At 72.0% G+C, this 17870-nt stretch carries 16 protein-coding genes and 2 tRNA genes; 7 read left to right on the top strand and 11 right to left on the bottom strand.

Annotated features, from left to right (window positions below):
• The 5 genes from ABZ562_RS13135 to ABZ562_RS13155 form a co-directional block, all read right to left on the bottom strand.
• Positions 1-1485: HD-GYP domain-containing protein (locus ABZ562_RS13135; RefSeq protein WP_361477453.1), on the bottom strand; the 1485-nt coding region annotated here is incomplete at its 3' end.
• Between the two features lie 172 nt (positions 1486-1657).
• Positions 1658-1993, bottom strand: coding sequence for a mycothiol system anti-sigma-R factor (gene rsrA / locus ABZ562_RS13140; protein ID WP_361477456.1), 336 nt, complete (start codon positions 1991-1993; stop codon positions 1658-1660).
• Positions 1990-2847: a sigma-70 family RNA polymerase sigma factor gene (locus ABZ562_RS13145; protein ID WP_361477459.1), complete on the bottom strand. Its 858-nt coding sequence runs from the start codon at positions 2845-2847 to the stop codon at positions 1990-1992. Before ABZ562_RS13145 ends, rsrA begins: the two co-directional genes overlap by 4 nt.
• A gap of 110 nt (positions 2848-2957) precedes the next feature.
• A complete protein-coding gene (locus ABZ562_RS13150; protein WP_361477462.1) occupies positions 2958-3626 on the bottom strand; it encodes an alpha/beta family hydrolase in 669 nt (222 codons plus the stop codon).
• A complete protein-coding gene (locus ABZ562_RS13155) occupies positions 3626-4465 on the bottom strand; it encodes an SOS response-associated peptidase (RefSeq protein WP_361477465.1) in 840 nt (279 codons plus the stop codon). The genes ABZ562_RS13150 and ABZ562_RS13155 overlap by 1 nt, the downstream gene beginning before the upstream one ends.
• Before the next feature lie 48 nt (positions 4466-4513).
• Here ABZ562_RS13155 and ABZ562_RS13160 point away from each other — a divergent pair, with 48 nt between their 5' ends.
• The 4 genes from ABZ562_RS13160 to ABZ562_RS13175 all read left to right on the top strand — a co-directional run bounded on the left by ABZ562_RS13160 (position 4514) and on the right by ABZ562_RS13175 (position 8196).
• Positions 4514-5227 (top strand): M50 family metallopeptidase, encoded by a 714-nt coding sequence (locus ABZ562_RS13160; RefSeq protein ID WP_361477467.1) that lies wholly within the window; start codon positions 4514-4516, stop codon positions 5225-5227.
• 115 nt (positions 5228-5342) lie between these two features.
• Positions 5343-6716: a 3-phosphoshikimate 1-carboxyvinyltransferase gene (aroA, locus tag ABZ562_RS13165; RefSeq protein ID WP_361477470.1), complete on the top strand. Its 1374-nt coding sequence runs from the start codon at positions 5343-5345 to the stop codon at positions 6714-6716.
• Between the two features lie 12 nt (positions 6717-6728).
• Positions 6729-7736 carry a ribosome small subunit-dependent GTPase A gene (rsgA, locus tag ABZ562_RS13170; RefSeq protein ID WP_361477473.1) on the top strand — a complete coding sequence of 336 codons (1008 nt, stop codon included), beginning with the start codon at positions 6729-6731 and terminating at the stop codon, positions 7734-7736.
• 136 nt (positions 7737-7872) lie between these two features.
• Positions 7873-8196, top strand: a complete 324-nt coding sequence (locus ABZ562_RS13175) for a multidrug efflux SMR transporter (RefSeq protein WP_361477476.1) — start codon at positions 7873-7875, stop codon at positions 8194-8196.
• Here the strand turns inward: ABZ562_RS13175 and ABZ562_RS13180 are convergent.
• Positions 8153-8821 (bottom strand): TetR/AcrR family transcriptional regulator, encoded by a 669-nt coding sequence (locus ABZ562_RS13180; protein WP_361477479.1) that lies wholly within the window; start codon positions 8819-8821, stop codon positions 8153-8155. The genes ABZ562_RS13175 and ABZ562_RS13180 overlap by 44 nt on opposite strands.
• Positions 8822-8924: 103 nt before the next feature.
• On the opposite strand from ABZ562_RS13180, the gene hisN reads away from it, so the two are divergent.
• Positions 8925-9716, top strand: coding sequence for a histidinol-phosphatase (gene hisN, locus ABZ562_RS13185; RefSeq protein WP_361477482.1), 792 nt, complete (start codon positions 8925-8927; stop codon positions 9714-9716).
• 189 nt (positions 9717-9905) lie between these two features.
• Positions 9906-10298: a CBS domain-containing protein gene (locus ABZ562_RS13190; protein WP_361477968.1), complete on the top strand. Its 393-nt coding sequence runs from the start codon at positions 9906-9908 to the stop codon at positions 10296-10298.
• A 98-nt stretch (positions 10299-10396) separates the two neighbouring features.
• Here the strand turns inward: ABZ562_RS13190 and ABZ562_RS13195 are convergent, their stop codons facing one another.
• Positions 10397-11863, bottom strand: coding sequence for a catalase (locus tag ABZ562_RS13195; protein WP_361477485.1), 1467 nt, complete (start codon positions 11861-11863; stop codon positions 10397-10399).
• Positions 11864-12005: 142 nt separating this feature from the next.
• Between ABZ562_RS13195 and ABZ562_RS13200 the strand changes: the two genes are divergently transcribed.
• Positions 12006-12419 (top strand): Fur family transcriptional regulator, encoded by a 414-nt coding sequence (locus ABZ562_RS13200; RefSeq protein WP_361477488.1) that lies wholly within the window; start codon positions 12006-12008, stop codon positions 12417-12419.
• Between the two features lie 114 nt (positions 12420-12533).
• Here the strand turns inward: ABZ562_RS13200 and ABZ562_RS13205 are convergent.
• The 4 genes from ABZ562_RS13205 to ABZ562_RS13220 form a co-directional block, all read right to left on the bottom strand.
• Positions 12534-12607, bottom strand: a tRNA-Met gene (locus ABZ562_RS13205).
• A gap of 60 nt (positions 12608-12667) precedes the next feature.
• On the bottom strand, positions 12668-14491 hold the full coding sequence (locus ABZ562_RS13210; RefSeq protein ID WP_361477491.1) for a tetratricopeptide repeat protein: 1824 nt from the start codon (positions 14489-14491) through the stop codon (positions 12668-12670).
• A 170-nt stretch (positions 14492-14661) separates the two neighbouring features.
• Positions 14662-14735, bottom strand: a tRNA-Met gene (locus ABZ562_RS13215).
• Positions 14736-14802: 67 nt separating this feature from the next.
• Positions 14803-17745: a UPF0182 family protein gene (locus ABZ562_RS13220; RefSeq protein ID WP_361477971.1), complete on the bottom strand. Its 2943-nt coding sequence runs from the start codon at positions 17743-17745 to the stop codon at positions 14803-14805.
• Positions 17746-17870 lie beyond the last annotated feature (125 nt).

Below are 17870 nucleotides of genomic sequence, written 5' to 3' on the forward strand. Positions count from 1 at the left end.
CCCGCCCCCGGCCCGGACCCGGGCGGGCCCCGCCGGGGCGGCGCGCGGGGGGCACGGGGCGCCGCCGGGGCCTGGGGGCCGCGGCGGCGGCGGGGGGCCGTCGGGGGCGCGCGGGGCGGTGGCGGCGCGTACGAGCGGGGGCGGCGGGACGTTTCCGCGCTCGTCGGCGGCGGGCGCGGCGCCCGTCGCCGCCCCCGTACGGGCCTGCGCACGGGCGTCCGCGGTGACCGCCGCGTGCCAGCCGTGCCGGTCCAGCGCGCGGGCCAGGGCCCGCACCATGCGCGGGTCGAACTGCGTGCCCGCGCACCGCTTCAGCTCCGCGACGGCCGTCTCCACCGGGCGGGCCCGGCTGTACGTACGCGTCGAGGTCATCGCGTCGAAGGCGTCCGCGACCGCCACCACCCGCGCGAACTCCGGGATCTGGGAACCGGCCAGCCCGTACGGATAGCCGCTGCCGTCCAGCCGCTCGTGGTGGTGCAGGATGGCCGTCCGCGCCTCGCCCAGGAAGCGGATACCGCGCACCATCTCATGGCCGTATTCGGGGTGCAGCTCGATGACGCGGCGCTCCTCGGGGGTCAGCGGACCGTTCTTGCGCAGCAGCCGGGTGGGGACGCCGAGCTTGCCCACGTCGTGCAGGATGCCCGCGATGCGCAGGGCCTCCAGCCGGTCGCCGTTCATGCCCAGCTCGCGGGCGATCATCACGGAGGCGCGGCCGACGCGCTCGCTGTGGCCCCGGGTGTAGCGGTCCTTGATGTCGACCGCCTGGACCAGAGCGCGGATGGTGGCCTGGTGGGCGGCGCGCTCGCGGTGACAGAGCGCGAAGACGCAGGCGCAGACGTACATCGGCAGCAGCACCAGCAGGGCCGCCGCCGGTCCGTACGGGCTGCGCCACAGCACCGCCATGGCGAGCCCGGCGGGCCCGTGGACCAGCTGGGGCGCCAGAGCGCTCAGGGGCCGGCCGCGCCAGGCGGCACGGGCCGGGCGGCGCTCGGCGAGGACCAGCACCCCGCCCTCCAGCGCGGCGATGACCAGCCCCAGCACGAGCGCGGCGGCCGGCGCGGCGGCCAGGGCCCGCGGAAAACCGGGCACACCGGGGTTCTCGGCGGCGCGCAAGGCGTACGGGCCACCGAGCGCCCGGAAGGCGTACGCGGCGGCCCAGACGGCCAGGGAGAGCTGCGCTGCGCGCCAGGCGCGCCGCACCGGCGCGGGGTGCCGCTCGACCCGGCCCAGCAACGCCCCGGGCACCGCGACGAGCGCCGCGGCGGCGGGCGGCAGCAGAAAAGCCCCGGCCAGCAGGACGGGGCCGCACCATTCGGGGGACGGGGCCCGCGCCGTACGGGACCCCACCGCGTACACCGCGGCGAGCAGGATCACCGTGGCCCAGGGGACGGCCGTGTGGGGACGCAAGCCCGGGGCGGCGCACAGCGCCCCGGCGAGCACGGCGCTCAGCACATAGGCGCGCGCCCCGAGAGGAAGTGCCCGCAACGACCGCCCTCCTCCCCATCCGCATCCGGTCGCCGCCCCACGTCAGGGGCGGGTCAGATTGGGGAGAATAGGGCCGCATGCGGCGGGCGGGAGCGGCTGGACCGCCCGATTGCACCCCTTCGGGTGATGATCGGACCTTCGGTGCACACCGCCCGCGCCCCGCGGGCCAGGGTCACTCCTGGGCGGTGGTGGGCGTACGCGCCTCGGGGGAGTCCGCCGTCTCCGTGGTCAGCTCGCGCTCCGGCACGGCTTCCCCCGCCCGGATCAGCTCGATGCGGCCCATGACCTTCGAACGGAGGTCGCTGGGCACGTCGTCATGCCCGCAGCACCGCTTGACCAGCTTCTTCACGGCCTGCTCCAGGCCGTACTTCTCCAGGCAAGGGGAGCACTCGTCGAAGTGCACCTCGAATTTGGCGCAGTCGCCGTCGGGCATCTCGCGATCGAGGAACTCGTAGAGATGGTCGAGGACCTCGGAGCAATCCGTCTCGTGCGGCTCTCCGCAGCTCATGAGTCCGCGCCTTTCCGATCGTGCGACTCGTCCGCCGCCGCACCGGACGCGCCCGCCGGGACGAGCCCGCGCCCACGGGCATAGTCCTCCAGCATGCCGCGCAGCTGACGGCGCCCACGGTGCAGGCGGGACATCACCGTACCGATGGGTGTCCCCATGATGTCGGCGATCTCCTTGTACGCAAACCCCTCGACATCCGCGAGGTAGACCGCGATCCGGAACTCCTCGGGAATGGCCTGAAGGGCCTCCTTGACATCCGAATCCGGAAGGTGATCCAGGGCCTGGGACTCGGCGGACCGCAGACCGGTCGACATGTGCGACTCGGCGCGGGCGAGCTGCCAGTCCTCGATCTCCTCGGCCGCGCTGCGCTGGGGTTCGCGCTGCTTCTTGCGGTACGAGTTGATGAACGTGTTGGTGAGGATGCGGTACAGCCACGCCTTGAGGTTGGTGCCCTCGCGGAATTGGTGGAAGGACCCGTACGCCTTCGCGTACGTCTCCTGCACGAGGTCCTCTGCGTCGGCCGGATTACGGGTCATCCGCAGCGCGGCAGAGTACATCTGGTCGAGGTACGTCAGGGCGTCCCGCTCGAAGCGCGCGTTGCGCTCGGCGGACGTCTCCTGCCGCTGCTCGGCCGGCGCTCCCTCGATGACGCCGTCGGTCTCTGCGTCGGTCCCAGTGACCTGACCCACCTCCTCCGTTTCCGCGGCGGGGCCGGATGCGGACCCGCTCGAATCGGAGAATAGACGACGATCCGGTCCGCCCGCCGCCTCGATCTTCGCGGTCTGCTCCGCCTCCAGCTGACGCCAGTCCAGGTCAGCCGCCTGCGGGCGGGCCGGGCAAGCAAGCGAACCCATGCGGGGAACTCCCTCTCCTCGTGCTGGTGCCTCGTATCGCGGTCAGTACCTACGAGGCGTATAACACCAGCCCCCCACCCCGCATTCCCGTGACCTCGCGCACACGGCGCTCAGCCCGCGAGCCGCACCAGCCACTCCCCCACCGCTTCGGTGATCACGGCGAGGGCTTCGGGTTCGGTGACGTCCGCCGACTTCGGCACGGCGAAGCCGTGGTCGCCGTGCGCCACCTCGACCAGCTCCGTGCCCTTGGGCAGCGCCGGGAACTCCCCGGGGCGGCCGAAGGGGTCCCGGCCGCCCTGGACGACCAGCGTCGGCAGGCCCGTGGACAGCAACTCCTCGGCGCGGGACTTCTCCGGCTTGCCCGGCGGGTGCAGCGGGAAGGACAGCGCCAGCACCGCACGGGCGCCCAGCTCCGCCCCCGTACGGCAGGCCACCCTCGCCCCCGCGCTGCGGCCGCCCGCGACGACCGGCAGGCCGGGCCGCTCCAGCGCGGGCCACAACGCGCGCCAGCCGGTGTCCAGGGTCTTGGGGGCGGGCGCGACCTTCTTGCCCGCCACCCGCCACGGCTGCTCCACCAGCGCCACGCTCACCCCCAGCGGCGGCAGCGCGGCGGCCAGCGCCCGCAGGTCGCGCGCCTCGATGCCGCCGCCCGCGCCGTGCGAGACGGCCAGCACGGTGTGCGCGCCGGAGGCGTGGTGCCAGGTGATGCGGGCGTCGCCGACCGGGGTCGGCACGGTCTCGGAGGTGGGCGTGGTGCCTGGTGTGGGGGTGCGCGTCATCAGAACAGGGTGCCCTCTTCCGGAGCCTCCAGCTCCGTCAGCAGCTCCGGTCCGTTGTTACGGACATCACTCACCCCGGTCGCGACGGGGTACGCGCGCAGCAGCCCCGCGGGCGGCGGCGCCAGCAGCGGCCGCAGGTCCTCGGGGTCGGTACGGGCGGGATCCAGCCAGGAATCCCAGCGGTCCTCGGTGAGCACGAGCGGCATCCGCGGATGGATATCGGCCAGCGAGCCCGGCCCCTCGCCCTCGGCGCCGACGCCGCCGCCCGCGAATGGCTCCCGCTCCGCCTCGGTGGTGATCACCGTGCAGGTCACCCACCAGGCGCGGGGGTGCTCGTCGGGCAGCGTGCGGTCCCGCCAGAACTCGTACAGCCCGGCCATCGCCATGACCGAACCGTCCACCGGGGTCACGAAGTACGGCTGCTTGCGCGGCCGTTTGCGCTTCCCCTTCTCCTCCAGCTGCCGCTCCCCCGAGCCGGTGACCCACTCGTAGTAGCCGTCGGCGGGCAGGATGCAGCGGCGCGAGGCGAACGGGCGCCGGTACGAGGGCTTCTCGTGCACGGTCTCGGCCCGGGCGTTGATCATCTTCGGGCCGCCCTCGGGGGACTTCGCCCAGGACGGGACGAGGCCCCACTTCAGCGCCCGCAGCTGGCGGACCGGCCGCGGCCCGGCGGCTTCGGCCCCGGGGCCCTTGAGCGGGCGTTCCAGCACCGCGTACACGTCCTTGGTGGGCGCGACGTTCCAGTCCGACGCCAGAGCCTCCTCCGGCTCCCACTTCTCCACCCCGAAGAGCCCGACGAGATCCTCGGGTCTCCGGCTCGCTGCGTATCGACCGCACATAGGTGCCACACTGCCACGACGCCAACCGACGCGAGGAGCCGCCCGCACATGGATCCAACGAACGCCGCCGATCTGTGGGACCGGGTCGTGGGCGCTCAGCCCGACCCCACGCTGTGGCTGGTCGCCTCCACCGGAGTGATAGCCCTCGCCGTCGTCGTCTTCCGCACCTCCTGGCGCATATCCCGCAACGCGATCACGATCGCCCACGAGGGCGGTCACGGACTGGTCGCGCTGCTCAGCGGGCGGCGCCTGGACGGCATACGGCTGCACTCGGACACCTCGGGGCTGACCGTCTCGCGCGGCAAGCCCACCGGCATCGGCATGGTGCTCACGGCGGCCGCCGGGTACACCGCGCCCTCCCTGATCGGACTGCTCGGCGCCTGGCTGCTGGCCGCGAACCACATCACCGCGCTGCTGTGGGGCACGACGGCGCTGCTCGCCGCGATGCTGGTGATGATCCGCAACGCGTACGGCGTGCTCACGGTCGTCACCGCCGGGGCCGCCTTCTTCCTCGTCTCCTGGCTGACCGAGCCGGACGTACAGGCCGCTTTCGCGTACGGCGTGGTGTGGTTCCTGCTGATCGGCGGCGTCCGTCCGCCGTTCGAGCTCCAGGGCAAGCGGCGGCGCGGCGGGGCGTACGACTCCGACCCCGACCAGCTGGCCCGGCTCACCAACGTGCCGGCCGTGGTGTGGCTGCTGCTCTTCCACGTCGTCTCGCTGTGCTCACTGATCGGCGGCGGCCGCTGGCTGCTGCGGCTCTGACCCGTACACACCCTCGGCGCACCCCTCCACCGCCTGTACCAGCGCTGTGTTTCGACTGGGTTTCGCCACTTTTGATCAAGATTCGCACTCTCGGTGAACCACTAAAGTGAGACCCATGACCGGCATTGAGACTTCCCCGGGCGACCACACCGCCCTCTGGCCCGCCCCGACCGCTGACGGGGCGGTCGACGCGACCGTCACCGTGCCCGGATCGAAGTCCGTCACCAACCGCGGGCTGATCCTGGCCGCGCTCGCCGCCGAGCCCGGCTGGCTGCGCCGGCCGCTGCGCTCGCGCGACACCGTGCTGATGGCCGACGCGCTGCGCGCGATGGGCGTCGGCATCGAGGAGACGGTCTCCGACGGTGCCTTCGGCGCGGGCGGCTCCGGCGGCGGCGAGGCGTGGCGGGTCATCCCCGCCGGACTGCACGGCCCGGCCACCATCGACGTCGGCAACGCGGGCACCGTGATGCGCTTCCTGCCGCCGGTCGCCTCCCTCTCCGACGGCCCCGTCCGCTTCGACGGCGACCCGCGCTCGCACGAGCGCCCGCTGCACGGCGTGATCGACGCGCTGCGCTCGCTCGGCGCCCGCATCGACGACGACGGCCGCGGCGCGCTGCCGATGACCGTGCACGGCGGCGGGGCGCTGGACGGCGGCCCGGTGCGCATCGACGCCTCGTCGTCCTCCCAGTTCGTCAGCGCGCTGCTGCTGTCCGCGCCGCGCTTCAACCAGGGCGTCGAGGTGCGCCACGTCGGCTCCGCGCTGCCCTCCCTGCCGCACATCCGGATGACCGTCGACATGCTGCGCGCGGCGGGCGCGCGGGTCGACACCCCGGAGGCGGGCGGCGAGCCGGGCGTCTGGCGGGTCGCGCCGAGCGCGCTGCTCGGCCGGGACCTGGTCGTCGAGCCCGATCTGTCCAACGCGGCGCCGTTCCTGGCGGCCGCCCTGGTCACCGGCGGCCGGGTGACCATCCCGGACTGGCCCGAGCACACCACCCAGCCCGGTGACGCGCTGCGGCAGATCTTCACCGACATGGGCGGTTCCTGCGAGCTGACCGACGCCGGGCTGACCTTCACCGGCACCGGCCGGATCACCGGCATCGACGCCGATCTGCACGAGGTCGGCGAGCTGACCCCGGTGATCGCGGCGGTCGCGGCGCTGGCCGACTCCGAGTCCGTCCTGCGCGGCATCGCCCATCTGCGGCTCCACGAGACCGACCGGCTGGCCGCCCTCACCAAGGAGATCAACGAACTCGGCGGCGACGTCGCGGAGACCGAGGACGGGCTGCGGATCAACCCGCGCCCGCTGCACGGCGGGATCTTCCACACCTACGAGGACCACCGGCTGGCCACCGCCGCCGCGGTCCTGGGCCTGACCGTCGAGGGCGTCCAGATCGAGAACGTGGCGACCACGGCCAAGACCCTGCCGGACTTCCCCGGCCTGTGGACCGGAATGCTCGACGCGGCACCATCCGCGGCGCGGGGAGCCTGAGGGCGTTCCGCCATGCGCCGCTATGGCAAGCACACCGACGAGGACGACGTACGGGTCCGCCCGAACCGCAAGGGAAACCGTCCGCGCACCCATATCCGCCCCAAACACGAGGACGCCTCCGAGGGCATGGTCCTGACCGTCGACCGCGGCAGGCTCCATGTCCTCGTCGGGGACCGCACCATCATCGCCATGAAGGCCCGTGAACTCGGCCGCAAGGGCGTCGTGGTCGGCGACCGGGTCGCGGTCGTCGGCGATCTGTCCGGCGCCAAGGACACCCTCGCGCGCGTGGTGCGCGTCGAGGAGCGGTCCTCGGTGCTGCGCCGGACCGCCGATGACGACGACCCGTTCGAGCGGGTGGTCGTCGCCAACGCCGAGCAGCTGGCCATCGTCACCGCCCTCGCCGACCCCGAGCCCCGGCCGCGGCTGATCGACCGCTGTCTGGTGGCGGCGTTCGACGCCGGGCTCGAGCCGCTGCTGGTCCTCACCAAGTCCGATCTGGCGCCCGCCGACGCCCTTCTGGAGACCTACCGGACGCTCGGCGTGCCCTATGTCGTCACCAACCGCGACGAACTGGCCGGCGGACAGGCCGCGGACCGGGTGCGGGAGCGGCTGGCGGACCGGATCACGGTCTTCGTCGGCCACTCGGGCGTCGGCAAGACCACCTTGGTCAACGCCCTGGTGCCGGAGCGCAAGCGGGCCACCGGGCGGGTGAACGCGGTCACCGGCCGCGGCCGCCACACCACCACCTCGGCGCTCGCGCTGCCCCTTCCGGACGACAAGGGGTGGGTGATCGACACACCGGGCGTGCGGTCCTTCGGGCTGCACCATGTGGACCCGACACGGGTCATCCACGCCTTCCCCGATCTGCAGCCCGGCACCGACGACTGCCCGCGCGCCTGCAGCCACGACGAGCCGGACTGCGCCCTGGACCAGTGGGTGGCCGACGGCCACGCCGATCCGGCCCGGCTGTACTCCCTGCGGAGGCTGCTCGCCACCCGCGAACGGCGGGAGGGCGACTGACCCGGCCCGGGCCACCGCCGACGGCCACGTTTGCCGCCCACTCGGTGAGGTAAAGGGATAATCGCACCACCGAGACAACCCGGGCGAAGGACAACCAGGCGAAGGCAGCCGTCGGACGGTACGGGAGGACACCTGCATGGCGTGGCTGCTGGTCGTGGTCGCCGGGATTCTGGAAACGGGCTTCGCCGTCTGCCTCAAGCTCTCGCACGGCTTCACCCGGCTCTGGCCGACGGTCGCGTTCTGCGCGTTCGCGCTCGGCAGCTTCGGACTGCTGACGCTGTCCCTGAAGAAGCTCGACGTGGGACCCGCGTACGCGGTCTGGACGGGCATCGGGGCGGCCGGGACGGCGATCTACGGCATGGTCTTCCTCGACGACCTGGTCTCCGTGCTGAAGATCGTCTCCATCACGCTGGTGATCATCGGCGTGGTGGGCCTCCAGCTCTCCGGCTCGGGGCACTAGTGCCGGTCAGGGCTTGACCGTCCCGGGCGCCGAGCGCGCCGCGTACCGCGCCGGCCACCTCCACGGCGGGCGCGGGCGCGATGACGTACGACAGCGCCAGCCGCGCGGCCGTGTCGCAGGCCCGGGCCAGCGGGACCGGCCCGCCCGGCGGCCACTCCGCCGCCAGCAGCCGCACCGCCCGGTCCCGCGCCTGGGGCAGCAGATCGACGGGCGAGGGCAGCGGCTCGACGGCGGCGGCGCGGCGCGAGCGCGGCGGGCCGCCGAGCGGGGCCGGGCGCGCCGGCGACGGCAGCCGTTCGTTCCAGCAGCCGGTGAGCACCGCCCGCACCAGCGGGTTCTCGGTCCCGGCCCGGACGGTCCACACGGCCGCCGCCGCCAGCCGCTCACCGGGCCCGGCGGCGCCCGGCACCCCGGTCAGGGCCCGCTCGACGCCGCTGAGGTACGCCTCGGCCTCGCGCCGCACCAGGGCGCGCGCGAGGCCGTCCTTGCCGCCGAATTCGTTGTAGAGGGTCTGCCGCGACACCCCGGCCGACGCGGCGACATCGGTCATCCGGATCCTGGCCCACGGGCGGCGCGCGAGGGCCGCGAAGGCCGCGTCGAGCAAGGCTTCACGCGCTGCGGGCATCGTCGCCTCCCAGGCCTTTCCGCGTGCACAGAATTGACGGCCCGCCAGACACTGTCAAGAGCCTCCGGTGGATCGCCCTGGTGCGGATCGATACTGTTCGGCCATGGCCGACTACCACGATGACCTGCGTTTCGCCCATGTACTGGCCGACGCCGCCGACGCCGCGACCATGGAGCGCTTCAAGGCGCTCGACCTCAAGGTCGAGACGAAACCCGACATGACGCCGGTGAGCGAGGCCGACAAGGCGGCCGAGGAGCTGATCCGCTCGCAGCTCCAGCGCGCCCGCCCGCGGGACGCGGTCCTCGGCGAGGAATTCGGCAGCGAGGGCACCGGCCCGCGCCGCTGGGTGGTCGACCCGATCGACGGCACGAAGAACTACGTGCGCGGGGTTCCGGTCTGGGCCACCCTGATCGCGCTCATGGAGCGCGGCGCGGGCGGCGACCGGCCGGTGGTCGGCGTGGTCTCCGCACCGGCGCTGGGCCGCCGCTGGTGGGCCGCCGAGGGACTCGGGGCCTACAGCGGCCGGAGCCTGACCTCGGCGCACCGGCTGCACGTCTCGAAGGTGGCCGAGCTGAGGGACGCGTCGTTCGCGTACTCCTCAATCAGCGGCTGGGAGGAGCGCGGCAAGCTGAACGGCTTCCTCGATCTGACCCGCGCCTGCTGGCGCACCCGGGGCTACGGCGACTTCTGGCCGTACATGATGGTCGCCGAGGGGTCGGTGGACCTGTGCGCCGAGCCGGAACTGTCGCTGTGGGACATGGCGGCGAACGCGGTGATCGTCCAGGAGGCGGGCGGCCGCTTCACCGGGCTCGACGGCGTACCGGGCCCGAACAGCGGCGACGCGGCGGCGTCCAACGGGCTGCTGCACGGCGCCATGCTGGATTACCTGCGGTAGTGACCGGGAGCCGTACGGCTGTCAACCGGAGCGTATGGGCGCGCGCTAAGCGGTAGATCGGCTTCCGCGCGCCCTTGTTGGGCCCACCGGAGCATGTGAACATGAGAATCCAGAGCCTTGTGAACTTGTGAATCCGTTCTCGAACGCGACGCGCGGATTCCCCCCAAGGAGGTGGCTCCGTCCATGCCCCTGCACGTGCGAGACGCCATGAGCTCGGTGGTCCTCACCATCGGCCCCGCGCATACGCTCCGCCAGGCCGCCCGGCTGATGTCCGCGCGCCGGGTCGGGTCGGCCATCGTGCTCGACCCCGACACCAGCGGCCTCGGCATCCTCACCGAACGGGACATCCTCAACTCCCTCGGCGCGGGCCAGGACCCGGACCATGAGACCGCGCACGCCCACACCACCGCCGACGCCGTCTTCGCCACCCCCGGGTGGACCCTGGAGGAGGCGGCCCACACGATGAGCCGGGGCGGATTCCGCCACCTCGTCGTGCTGGAGGCGGGCGCCCCGGTCGGGGTGGTCTCGGTGCGCGACATCATCCGCTGCTGGACCCCGGCCCCGCAGCCCGCGCCGGCCTGACGCCACGGGCGGCACGGGCGGCACGGGCGGCACGGGCAACACGGAGAGGCCGGAGCCCACTGGCGTCCGGCCTCTCCGGTTCGTACGGCAAGCGGCCCTCAGCCGCGCAGGGCCTGAACCGCGACCTCCAGTCGCTTGCCGTAGTCCTCGTCCGCCTTGCGGAAGTTCTCGATCGCCCGCTGCGCGATGTCCTCGCGCGAGACCCGCGCGATGAAGCCCGCGAGGTTGGCGATCAGGCGCTCCTTCTCCTCCTCCGACATCAGCCGGTAGAGGGCGCCCGCCTGGCCGAAGTCGTCGTCCTCGGCGTGCGAGGGCGCCTCGTGGTCACCGGTGACACCGCCGACCGGGGACGGCTGCCACAGCGGCCGGCCGGTCTGCGCCGGGCCGCCGAAGCTGTTCGGCTCGTAGTTCTTGGCGCCCGCGTGCCGGCCGTCGTACAGGAAGCCGTCGCGGCCGTGGGTGCGCGCCTCGGTGGCGTGCGGGCGGTTCACCGGCAGCTGGTCGGCGTTGATGCCGACGCGGTAGCGGTGGGCGTCGCCGTACGCGAAGAGACGGCCCTGCAGCATCTTGTCCGGGGACGGGCCGATGCCGGGCACCAGATGGGCCGGGGAGAAGATCGACTGCTCGACCTCGGCGAAGACGTTCCGCGGGTTGCGGTTCAGCTCCAGCGTGCCGATCTCGATCGGCGGGTAGTCCTCGTGCGGCCAGACCTTGGTCAGGTCGAACGGGTTGAAGCGGTAGTGCGCCGCGTCCCGCTCGGGCATGATCTGCACCTGCACGGTCCAGGTCGGGAAGTCACCGCGCTCGATGGCCTCGCGCAGGTCGCGCTGGTGGCTGTCCGGGTCCTTGCCCGCGAGCAGTTCGGCCTCTTCCGAGGTCAGGTTCTTGATGCCCTGGTCGGTCTTGAAGTGGTACTTGACCCAGAAGACCTCGCCCGCGGCGTTGTTCCACTGGTAGGTGTGCGAACCGAAGCCGTCCATGTGGCGGTACGAGGCGGGGATGCCGCGGTCGCCGAAGAGCCAGGTCACCTGGTGGGTGGATTCGGGCGACAGGCTCCAGAAGTCCCAGACGTTGTCGGCCTCCTGCGAACCCGTGTACGGGTCGCGCTTCTGGGTGTGGATGAAGTCGGGGAACTTGATGGCGTCCTTGATGAAGAACACCGGGGTGTTGTTCCCGACCAGGTCGTAGTTGCCGTCCTCGGTGTAGAACTTCAGCGCGAAGCCGCGCGGGTCGCGCACCGCGTCCGCCGAGCCGAGGTTGCCCGCGACCGTAGAGAAGCGCAGGAACGTCTCGGTCTGCTTGCCGACCTCGGACAGGAACGCCGCGCGCGTCCACCGGGAGACGTCCCGGGTCAGCGTGAAGGTGCCGTACGCACCGGCGCCGCGCGCGTGCACGACCCGCTCCGGGATCCGCTCGCGGTTGAAGTGGGCGAGCTTCTCGATCAGGTGCTGGTCCTGGATCAGGACCGGACCGCCGGCGCCCGCCGTCTGGCTGTTCTGGTTGTCCGCCACCGGAGCCCCGGACTCCGTGGTCAGCGGAGCCGTGGTGTTGTCCTGGACCGTCACGTGCGCCTCCTCGGTGAATCGATCGGATTCGATCCTACATTGGACTTTGTCTAAGTCAAGAAGAGCTGGAGACTGATATCGGTTCCGGTCATGGATCCGGCCACTGCTACCCTTGTCCTTATCTGACTGATAGGTGAATGGCATGAGTGACCTGCTGAAACGGCTCCGGGGACGCGGCTGGCGGCTGACCGCGCAGCGGCGTGTCGTCGCCGAGGTCCTCGACGGGGACCACGTGCACTACACCGCCGACGAGGTCCACGCGCTGGCGGCCGACCGTCTGCCCGAGATCTCCCGCGCGACGGTGTACAACACCCTCGGCGAGCTGGTCTCGCTCGGCGAGGTGATCGAGGTCAGCACGGACGGCAGGGCGAAGCGTTACGACCCGAACGCGCACCACGCGCACCAGCACCTGGTGTGCGCGCGCTGCGGCACGATCCGCGACGTCCACCCCGTCGGCGACCTGCTGGCCGGCCTGCCCGCGCGGGAGCGCTTCGGCTTCGCGGTCTCCGCGGTCGAGGTGACCTACCGCGGGATCTGCCCCGACTGCGCGGCCTGACCACGGAAGGGCGCCATCCGGCGTGGCGCCCTTCCGGATCCCGCACGACCGTCCGCACGTATCCGCACATGACGAAGGGCCCGGATCCTTGAGGATCCGGGCCCTTCGCTCTCGTAGCGGGGACAGGATTTGAACCTGCGACCTCTGGGTTATGAGCCCAGCGAGCTACCGAGCTGCTCCACCCCGCGTCGGTGTGAAGCAACATTAACCCGAGGCCAACGCCAGAAGCAAACCGGTTCCCCTGGGGGTTACGCGGTCAGCTCCTGCTGCAGCGCGTCCCGCAGCCGGGCCGCCCGCTCGGCGACCTCCGCCGGGCCCAGCTCGACCGCCCGGGCGCACCATCGCTGCCCCTCGGCCAGCGCGCCGCGGCGGGCCGCGAGCAGCGCCAGGCGCAGCGCGGCGCGGCCGTGCCCGGCCCCGGCCGCGCGCGTCCACCACAGGGCGGCCTCCGGCTCGCTGCCCTCGCGGGCCAGCAGCAGCCCCAGGTTGAACGCGCCGTTGCTGCTGCCCGCCTCGGCGGCCATCCGGTACCAGCGGGCGGCCTCGACCACCTCGCCCCGGGCGGCCGCGAGCATCCCGACGCGCACCTGGGCGCGCCGGTGGCCCTGGCGGGCGGCCCGCTCGTACCACTCCTCGTACTCGGGCACGGAGCCGTCGTCCGGCGCGACCGGGAACCGCGTCCCCGAGCCGAAGCCGGTGCCGGTCGCCGCGGGGTCGCCGCCGACCGACGAGCGGTCCAGCAGCGCCGCCAGCCGGAAGGCGGCCTCGGCGCTGCCGCCGCCCGCGGCGCAGCGCAGATGGCGCTCGGCCGCCTGGTGGTCGCCCTCCCGCAGCAGCGCGATGCCGACCTGGAGGGCGGCCTCGGTGTGCCCGGCGGCCGCGGCCCGCTCGTACCACTGCCGGGCCGCCCGCTCCTCGTCCCGGCCCGCGTACAGGATGCCCAGGTTGAACGCGGCGTCCACGCTGCCCGCCTCGGCCGCCTTGGAGAACCACGGCTCGGCGCCCGCCGCGTCGCCGCGCTGGAGCAGCATGACGGCGACCGCGTTGGCGGCCTCGCGGTGCCCGGCGTAGGCGGCGCGGCGGTACCACTGCTCGGCCTGGGCGGTACGGCCCTGCTCGGCGCAGAGCAGGCCGAGGTTGTACGCGCCGTTGATGTCCCCGGCGTCCAGGGCGGCCCGGTACCAGCGCTCGGCGGTCTGGGTCTCGCCGCGGTCGGCGTGCAGCGCGCCCAGGGCGTTGGCCGCGTTGCCGTCGCCGTCCTGGGCGGCGCGGTGCCACCAGACGGCGGCGCTGTCGGCGTCGCCCGCGTCGCGCAGCAGGAAGGCGAGCGCGCAGGCGGCGCGCGGCTCGCCGTCCTTGGCGGACGTCAGGTACCAGCGGCCCGCCTCCTGGGTCTCGCCGCGCTTCTCCAGCAGCGTGCCGAGGCGCAGCGCGGCGCGCCGGTGGCCGCGCGCGGCGGCCTGCCGGTACCACTGCTCGGCCTCCTCCGGCTCCGCGTCGGCGGCGGGCCGGCCGCGCTCCTCGCCGCTCTCGTCGTCGGTGTGGTCGAGGATCCGGGCGAGGCGGTAGGCGGCCTCCCGGTGGCCGCGCTCGGCGGCCGCGCGGAACCACCGCTCGGCGCCGATGTCGCTGCGGTGTTCGAGCAGGTCGGCGAGGGCGTACGCGCCCAGGGTGTGGCCGGATTCGGCGGACTGGCGCAGCCAGTACTCGGCGGCCGGTTCGTCGCCGCGCTCACGGTGGTGGCGGCCGAGGGCGTGGGCGGCCGCGGCGGAGCCGGCGACGGCGGCGATGCGCCACCAGCCGGCCGCCTCGTCGGCGTACCCGCGCTGATGGAGGAGGACACCGAGGTTGTTGGCCGCGGCGCGGTCGCCCGCGGCGGTGGCCCCGCGCAGATACGGCTCGGCGCCGTCGAGGTCGCCGCGCCGCAGCAGGAGCGCGCCGAGCGCGCTCATGGACGCCGTATCGCCGGACTCGGCCGCACGGCGGTGCCGCGTCTCGTCCTCGGCATCGTCATGCGTGTGCGCAAAACGCCCTGTCTCCAACAGACTGACCCTGTCCCCCATAAATTCCATCGTGGCATCACCCGCATCCGGCGTACACCTGGTATACCGCAGCCAGTGAGGTCACTTCAGCGTTTTGTCGACTTGCCCACAGAGAGACAACCCAAACGCTTGTATCCCGAATCGTTGAGTAGACACACAACAAGGCCCGGATCCTTGCGGATCCGGGCCTTGTCTGTCAGTAGCGGGGACAGGATTTGAACCTGCGACCTCTGGGTTATGAGCCCAGCGAGCTACCGAGCTGCTCCACCCCGCGCCGTCGTGTCACTACCGTACCACGGCGCGGGGCGCCCTCTTCTCGGTCGTTTCCCCTGGTCGGGGCGTCAGCCGCCCTTGTTGCCGCCGCTCTGGCCGCGCGGCTGGTTCTGCTTGCCGGCCTGCTCGTCCGCCTGCTTGTCGGCGGCCTTCTGCTCCGCCTTGGCCGCCTTGTCGAGCGCGTCCTTGAGGTCCTCCTGGGCCCTGCCGTACGCGTCCCAGTCCTGCGGCTTCTGCTCCAGCGCCTTCTGGCTGTCCTCCCAGGCCGTCTGGGCGTCCTTCAGCGCCTCCTGCACCGTGGGGTCGGCGCTCGGCTTCCCGGTGCTGTCGTCCGGCGGCTGCTGCCCGTCGGAGGCCTCCTCCCCGAAGACCGCGTCCAGCGCCTCGGGCAAAGTGTTCTTGAAGGCGGGCTCGTTGCCGTTGTAGGAGACGCCCACCTTCTTCAGCAGCGGGTAGTTGGAGTTGCCACCGCGCGCGTACACCGGCTCGATGTAGAGGAAGCCCCCGTTGAACGGCACCGTCAGCAGGTTGCCGTACTCGATGTCCGAGTCGGTGCCCCGGAGGTTCCGCACGAACTCGGCCACTTCGGGGGTGCCGTTCAGCTTGCTCTGCACCTGCTGTGGACCGGGTACGTCATTGGTGACCTTCAGCATCCTTATCGTGCCGTAGTCCTTGCTCTTGGCATCGGCGTCGACGGACATGAAGGCCCCGAGCGTGGGCCGCCCGTTGGGGGTGAAGGTCGTCGTCAGCGAGAAGGCCTGCTTCTGCTGGTCCGGCATCTTCATGCTCAGGTAGTACGGCGGGACCGCGCTGCCGTCCTTGCGGGTCGGGTCGTCCGGCACCTGCCAGGCGTCACTGCCGCTGTAGAACTGCTGCGGGTCGGTGACGTGGTAGCGGGTCAGCAGCTCGCGCTGGACCTTGAACAGGTCCTGCGGATACCGCAGATGCTCCTTCAGCTGGTCGCTGATGGCGCTCTTCGGCTTGACCGTGCCCGGGAACGCCTTCTCCCAGGTCTTGAGCACCGGGTCCTTGGTGTCCCACTCGTAGAGGTTGACGGATCCGTCGTACGCGTCGACGGTCGCCTTCACCGAGTTCCGGATGTAGTTGACCTTGTTCTGCTGGGCGACCACCGAACGGTCCTGGCCGCTCAGCGAGTCGGCCGTGCTGTCGCCCAGGGTGGTCCGTGACGCGTACGGATAGCCGTTGGTGGTGGTGTAGGCGTCCACGACCCACTTGATGCGGCCGTCGACCACCGCCGGGTAGGCGTCCCCGTCGATGGTCAGCCACGGGGCGACCTTCTCGACGCGCTCCTTGGGCGTGCGGTTGTACAGGATGCGCGAACCCTCGCCGATGGCGCCGGAGTACAGGATCTGCGGCTCGGCGAACGCCACCGCGTAGGCGGCGCGGTTCACCGGATTGGAGAGGCTGACCCCGCTGTTGCCCTTGTAGCTGGTGGTCTTCTCGCCGTTGTCCTCGTAGTCCAGCTCCTTCTGCGGGCCGCCCACTATCGAGTACTGGTTGGTCTTCTCGCCGTAGTAGACCTGCTGGCGGTAGCGCCCGGAGCCCACCCCTCCACCGCTGGTGGGCAGCCCGGCCTCGGTGAAGTCCGGGGCGCCCTGCTGGTCCGCCTCGGGGTCCGGGGTGGTGCCCTTGGCCGCGATCATGCCGTAGCCGTGGGTGTAGGTGAAGTGGTCGTTGATCCAGTTCCGCTTGGGCACACCGGCGAGGTTCAGCTCGCGCACACCGACGACGGTGTCCTGGTCCTTGCCGTCGGCGTCCTTGTAGCGGTCGACGTCCAGGGTCGACGGGAACTGGTAGTACTTACGCTTCTGCTGGAGCTGCTGGAAGGTCGGCGAGACCACGCTCGGGTCGATGAGCCGGTAGCTGGCCGTCGAGTCGGCGGTCTGGCGCAGCGCGGCGCCGCCCTTGTCGTCGGTCTTGCCGGTGTAGTCCGCCACCTTGGAGTCGTCGATGCCGTACGCCTTGCGCGTGGCCTCGATGTTCTTCTTGATGTACGGCGACTCCTTGGCCTGCTCGTTCGGCTGGACCTGGAACTTCTGCACGATCGCCGGGTAGAGCCCGCCGATCAGGATCGCCGACAGCACCATCAGCCCGAAACCGATCACCGGAAGCTGCCAGGTGCGCCGCCACAGCGTCGCGAAGAACAGCAGCGCGCAGATGACCGCGATGCAGAAGAGGATCGTCTTGGCGGGCAGATAGGCGTTGGCGTCGACGTAGCGCAGACCGGTCCAGTTGTCCGTCGCCTTGAAGTCGCTGGACTTCACCGCCAGGCCGTACCGGTCCAGCCAGTACGCCACCGCCTTCAGCGCCACGAAGACGCCCACCAGCACCGACAGATGGCCGGTGGCCGCGCCGGTCGCCCGGGCTCCCGGGCTGGTGACGCGCAGGCCCCCGTAGAGGTAGTGCACCAGGGCCGCGGCGATCAGGGAGAGCACCGTGGCCGCGAAGCCGAAGCTCAGCAGGAAGCGGTACCAGGGCAGGTCGAAGGCGAAGAAGGACACGTCCTTGTGGAACTCCGCGTCCTTCTGGCCGAAGGGCACGCTGTTGATCCACAGCAGCCACAGCCGCCACTGACCGGCCGCGGAGGCCCCGGCGATCAGCCCGACCAGCGCGGTGACGGCGAGCAGCACCCACTTCTTGAACGGGGCGATGCCCATCCGGTACCGGTCGAGGCTCTGCTGCTCCATCGACATCGCGCTCAGCGGCGGCCGCAGCCGGTGCGCCAGCCAGATGTTGACCCCGACGGCCGTGGACATCAGCAGGCCGAAGACGAAGAACAACCCGATCTTCGTCCGCAGGGTGGTGCTGAAGACCGACGAGTAATGAAGCGAGCGATACCAGAGCCAATCCGTCCAAAACCCCGCGAACATGACGAAGAGCATGGCCAGCACAGCCAGCACACCCAGGGTCATGAACAGGGTCCGGACGCGCCGGGACGGCCGGCCGACTCTGATCCGCGGTCCCGTCGGGCCTCCGCCGCGGTCCGGCATCTGGAAAGCCAAGGTGCGCACCTCGAAGTTCGCTGTTGTCTGTACGGGCTCTGTACGGGCCCGGACAGGTGGGCCCACCTGATGCAACTTACTCAGGCTTTACTCAGTTCCCGATTCCGGGTCCG

Origin of the sequence: Streptomyces sp. NPDC019937, assembly GCF_040631655.1 — a bacterium.
GTDB lineage: Bacteria > Actinomycetota > Actinomycetes > Streptomycetales > Streptomycetaceae > Streptomyces.

Bases quoted from the DNA above. Each gene is read 5' to 3' on its own strand.
- ABZ562_RS13150 (WP_361477462.1), bottom strand. From the start codon at position 3,626: ATGACGCGCACCCCCACACCAGGCACCACGCCCACCTCCGAGACCGTG.
- ABZ562_RS13175 (WP_361477476.1), top strand. From the start codon at position 7,873: ATGGCGTGGCTGCTGGTCGTGGTCGCCGGGATTCTGGAAACGGGCTTC.
- aroA (WP_361477470.1), top strand. From the start codon at position 5,343: ATGACCGGCATTGAGACTTCCCCGGGCGACCACACCGCCCTCTGGCCC.
- ABZ562_RS13180 (WP_361477479.1), bottom strand. From the start codon at position 8,821: ATGCCCGCAGCGCGTGAAGCCTTGCTCGACGCGGCCTTCGCGGCCCTC.
- rsrA (WP_361477456.1), bottom strand. From the start codon at position 1,993: ATGAGCTGCGGAGAGCCGCACGAGACGGATTGCTCCGAGGTCCTCGAC.
- ABZ562_RS13200 (WP_361477488.1), top strand. From the start codon at position 12,006: ATGAGTGACCTGCTGAAACGGCTCCGGGGACGCGGCTGGCGGCTGACC.
- hisN (WP_361477482.1), top strand. From the start codon at position 8,925: ATGGCCGACTACCACGATGACCTGCGTTTCGCCCATGTACTGGCCGAC.
- ABZ562_RS13160 (WP_361477467.1), top strand. From the start codon at position 4,514: ATGGATCCAACGAACGCCGCCGATCTGTGGGACCGGGTCGTGGGCGCT.
- rsgA (WP_361477473.1), top strand. From the start codon at position 6,729: ATGCGCCGCTATGGCAAGCACACCGACGAGGACGACGTACGGGTCCGC.
- ABZ562_RS13145 (WP_361477459.1), bottom strand. From the start codon at position 2,847: ATGGGTTCGCTTGCTTGCCCGGCCCGCCCGCAGGCGGCTGACCTGGAC.
- ABZ562_RS13210 (WP_361477491.1), bottom strand. From the start codon at position 14,491: ATGGAATTTATGGGGGACAGGGTCAGTCTGTTGGAGACAGGGCGTTTT.
- ABZ562_RS13155 (WP_361477465.1), bottom strand. From the start codon at position 4,465: ATGTGCGGTCGATACGCAGCGAGCCGGAGACCCGAGGATCTCGTCGGG.
- ABZ562_RS13220 (WP_361477971.1), bottom strand. From the start codon at position 17,745: ATGCCGGACCGCGGCGGAGGCCCGACGGGACCGCGGATCAGAGTCGGC.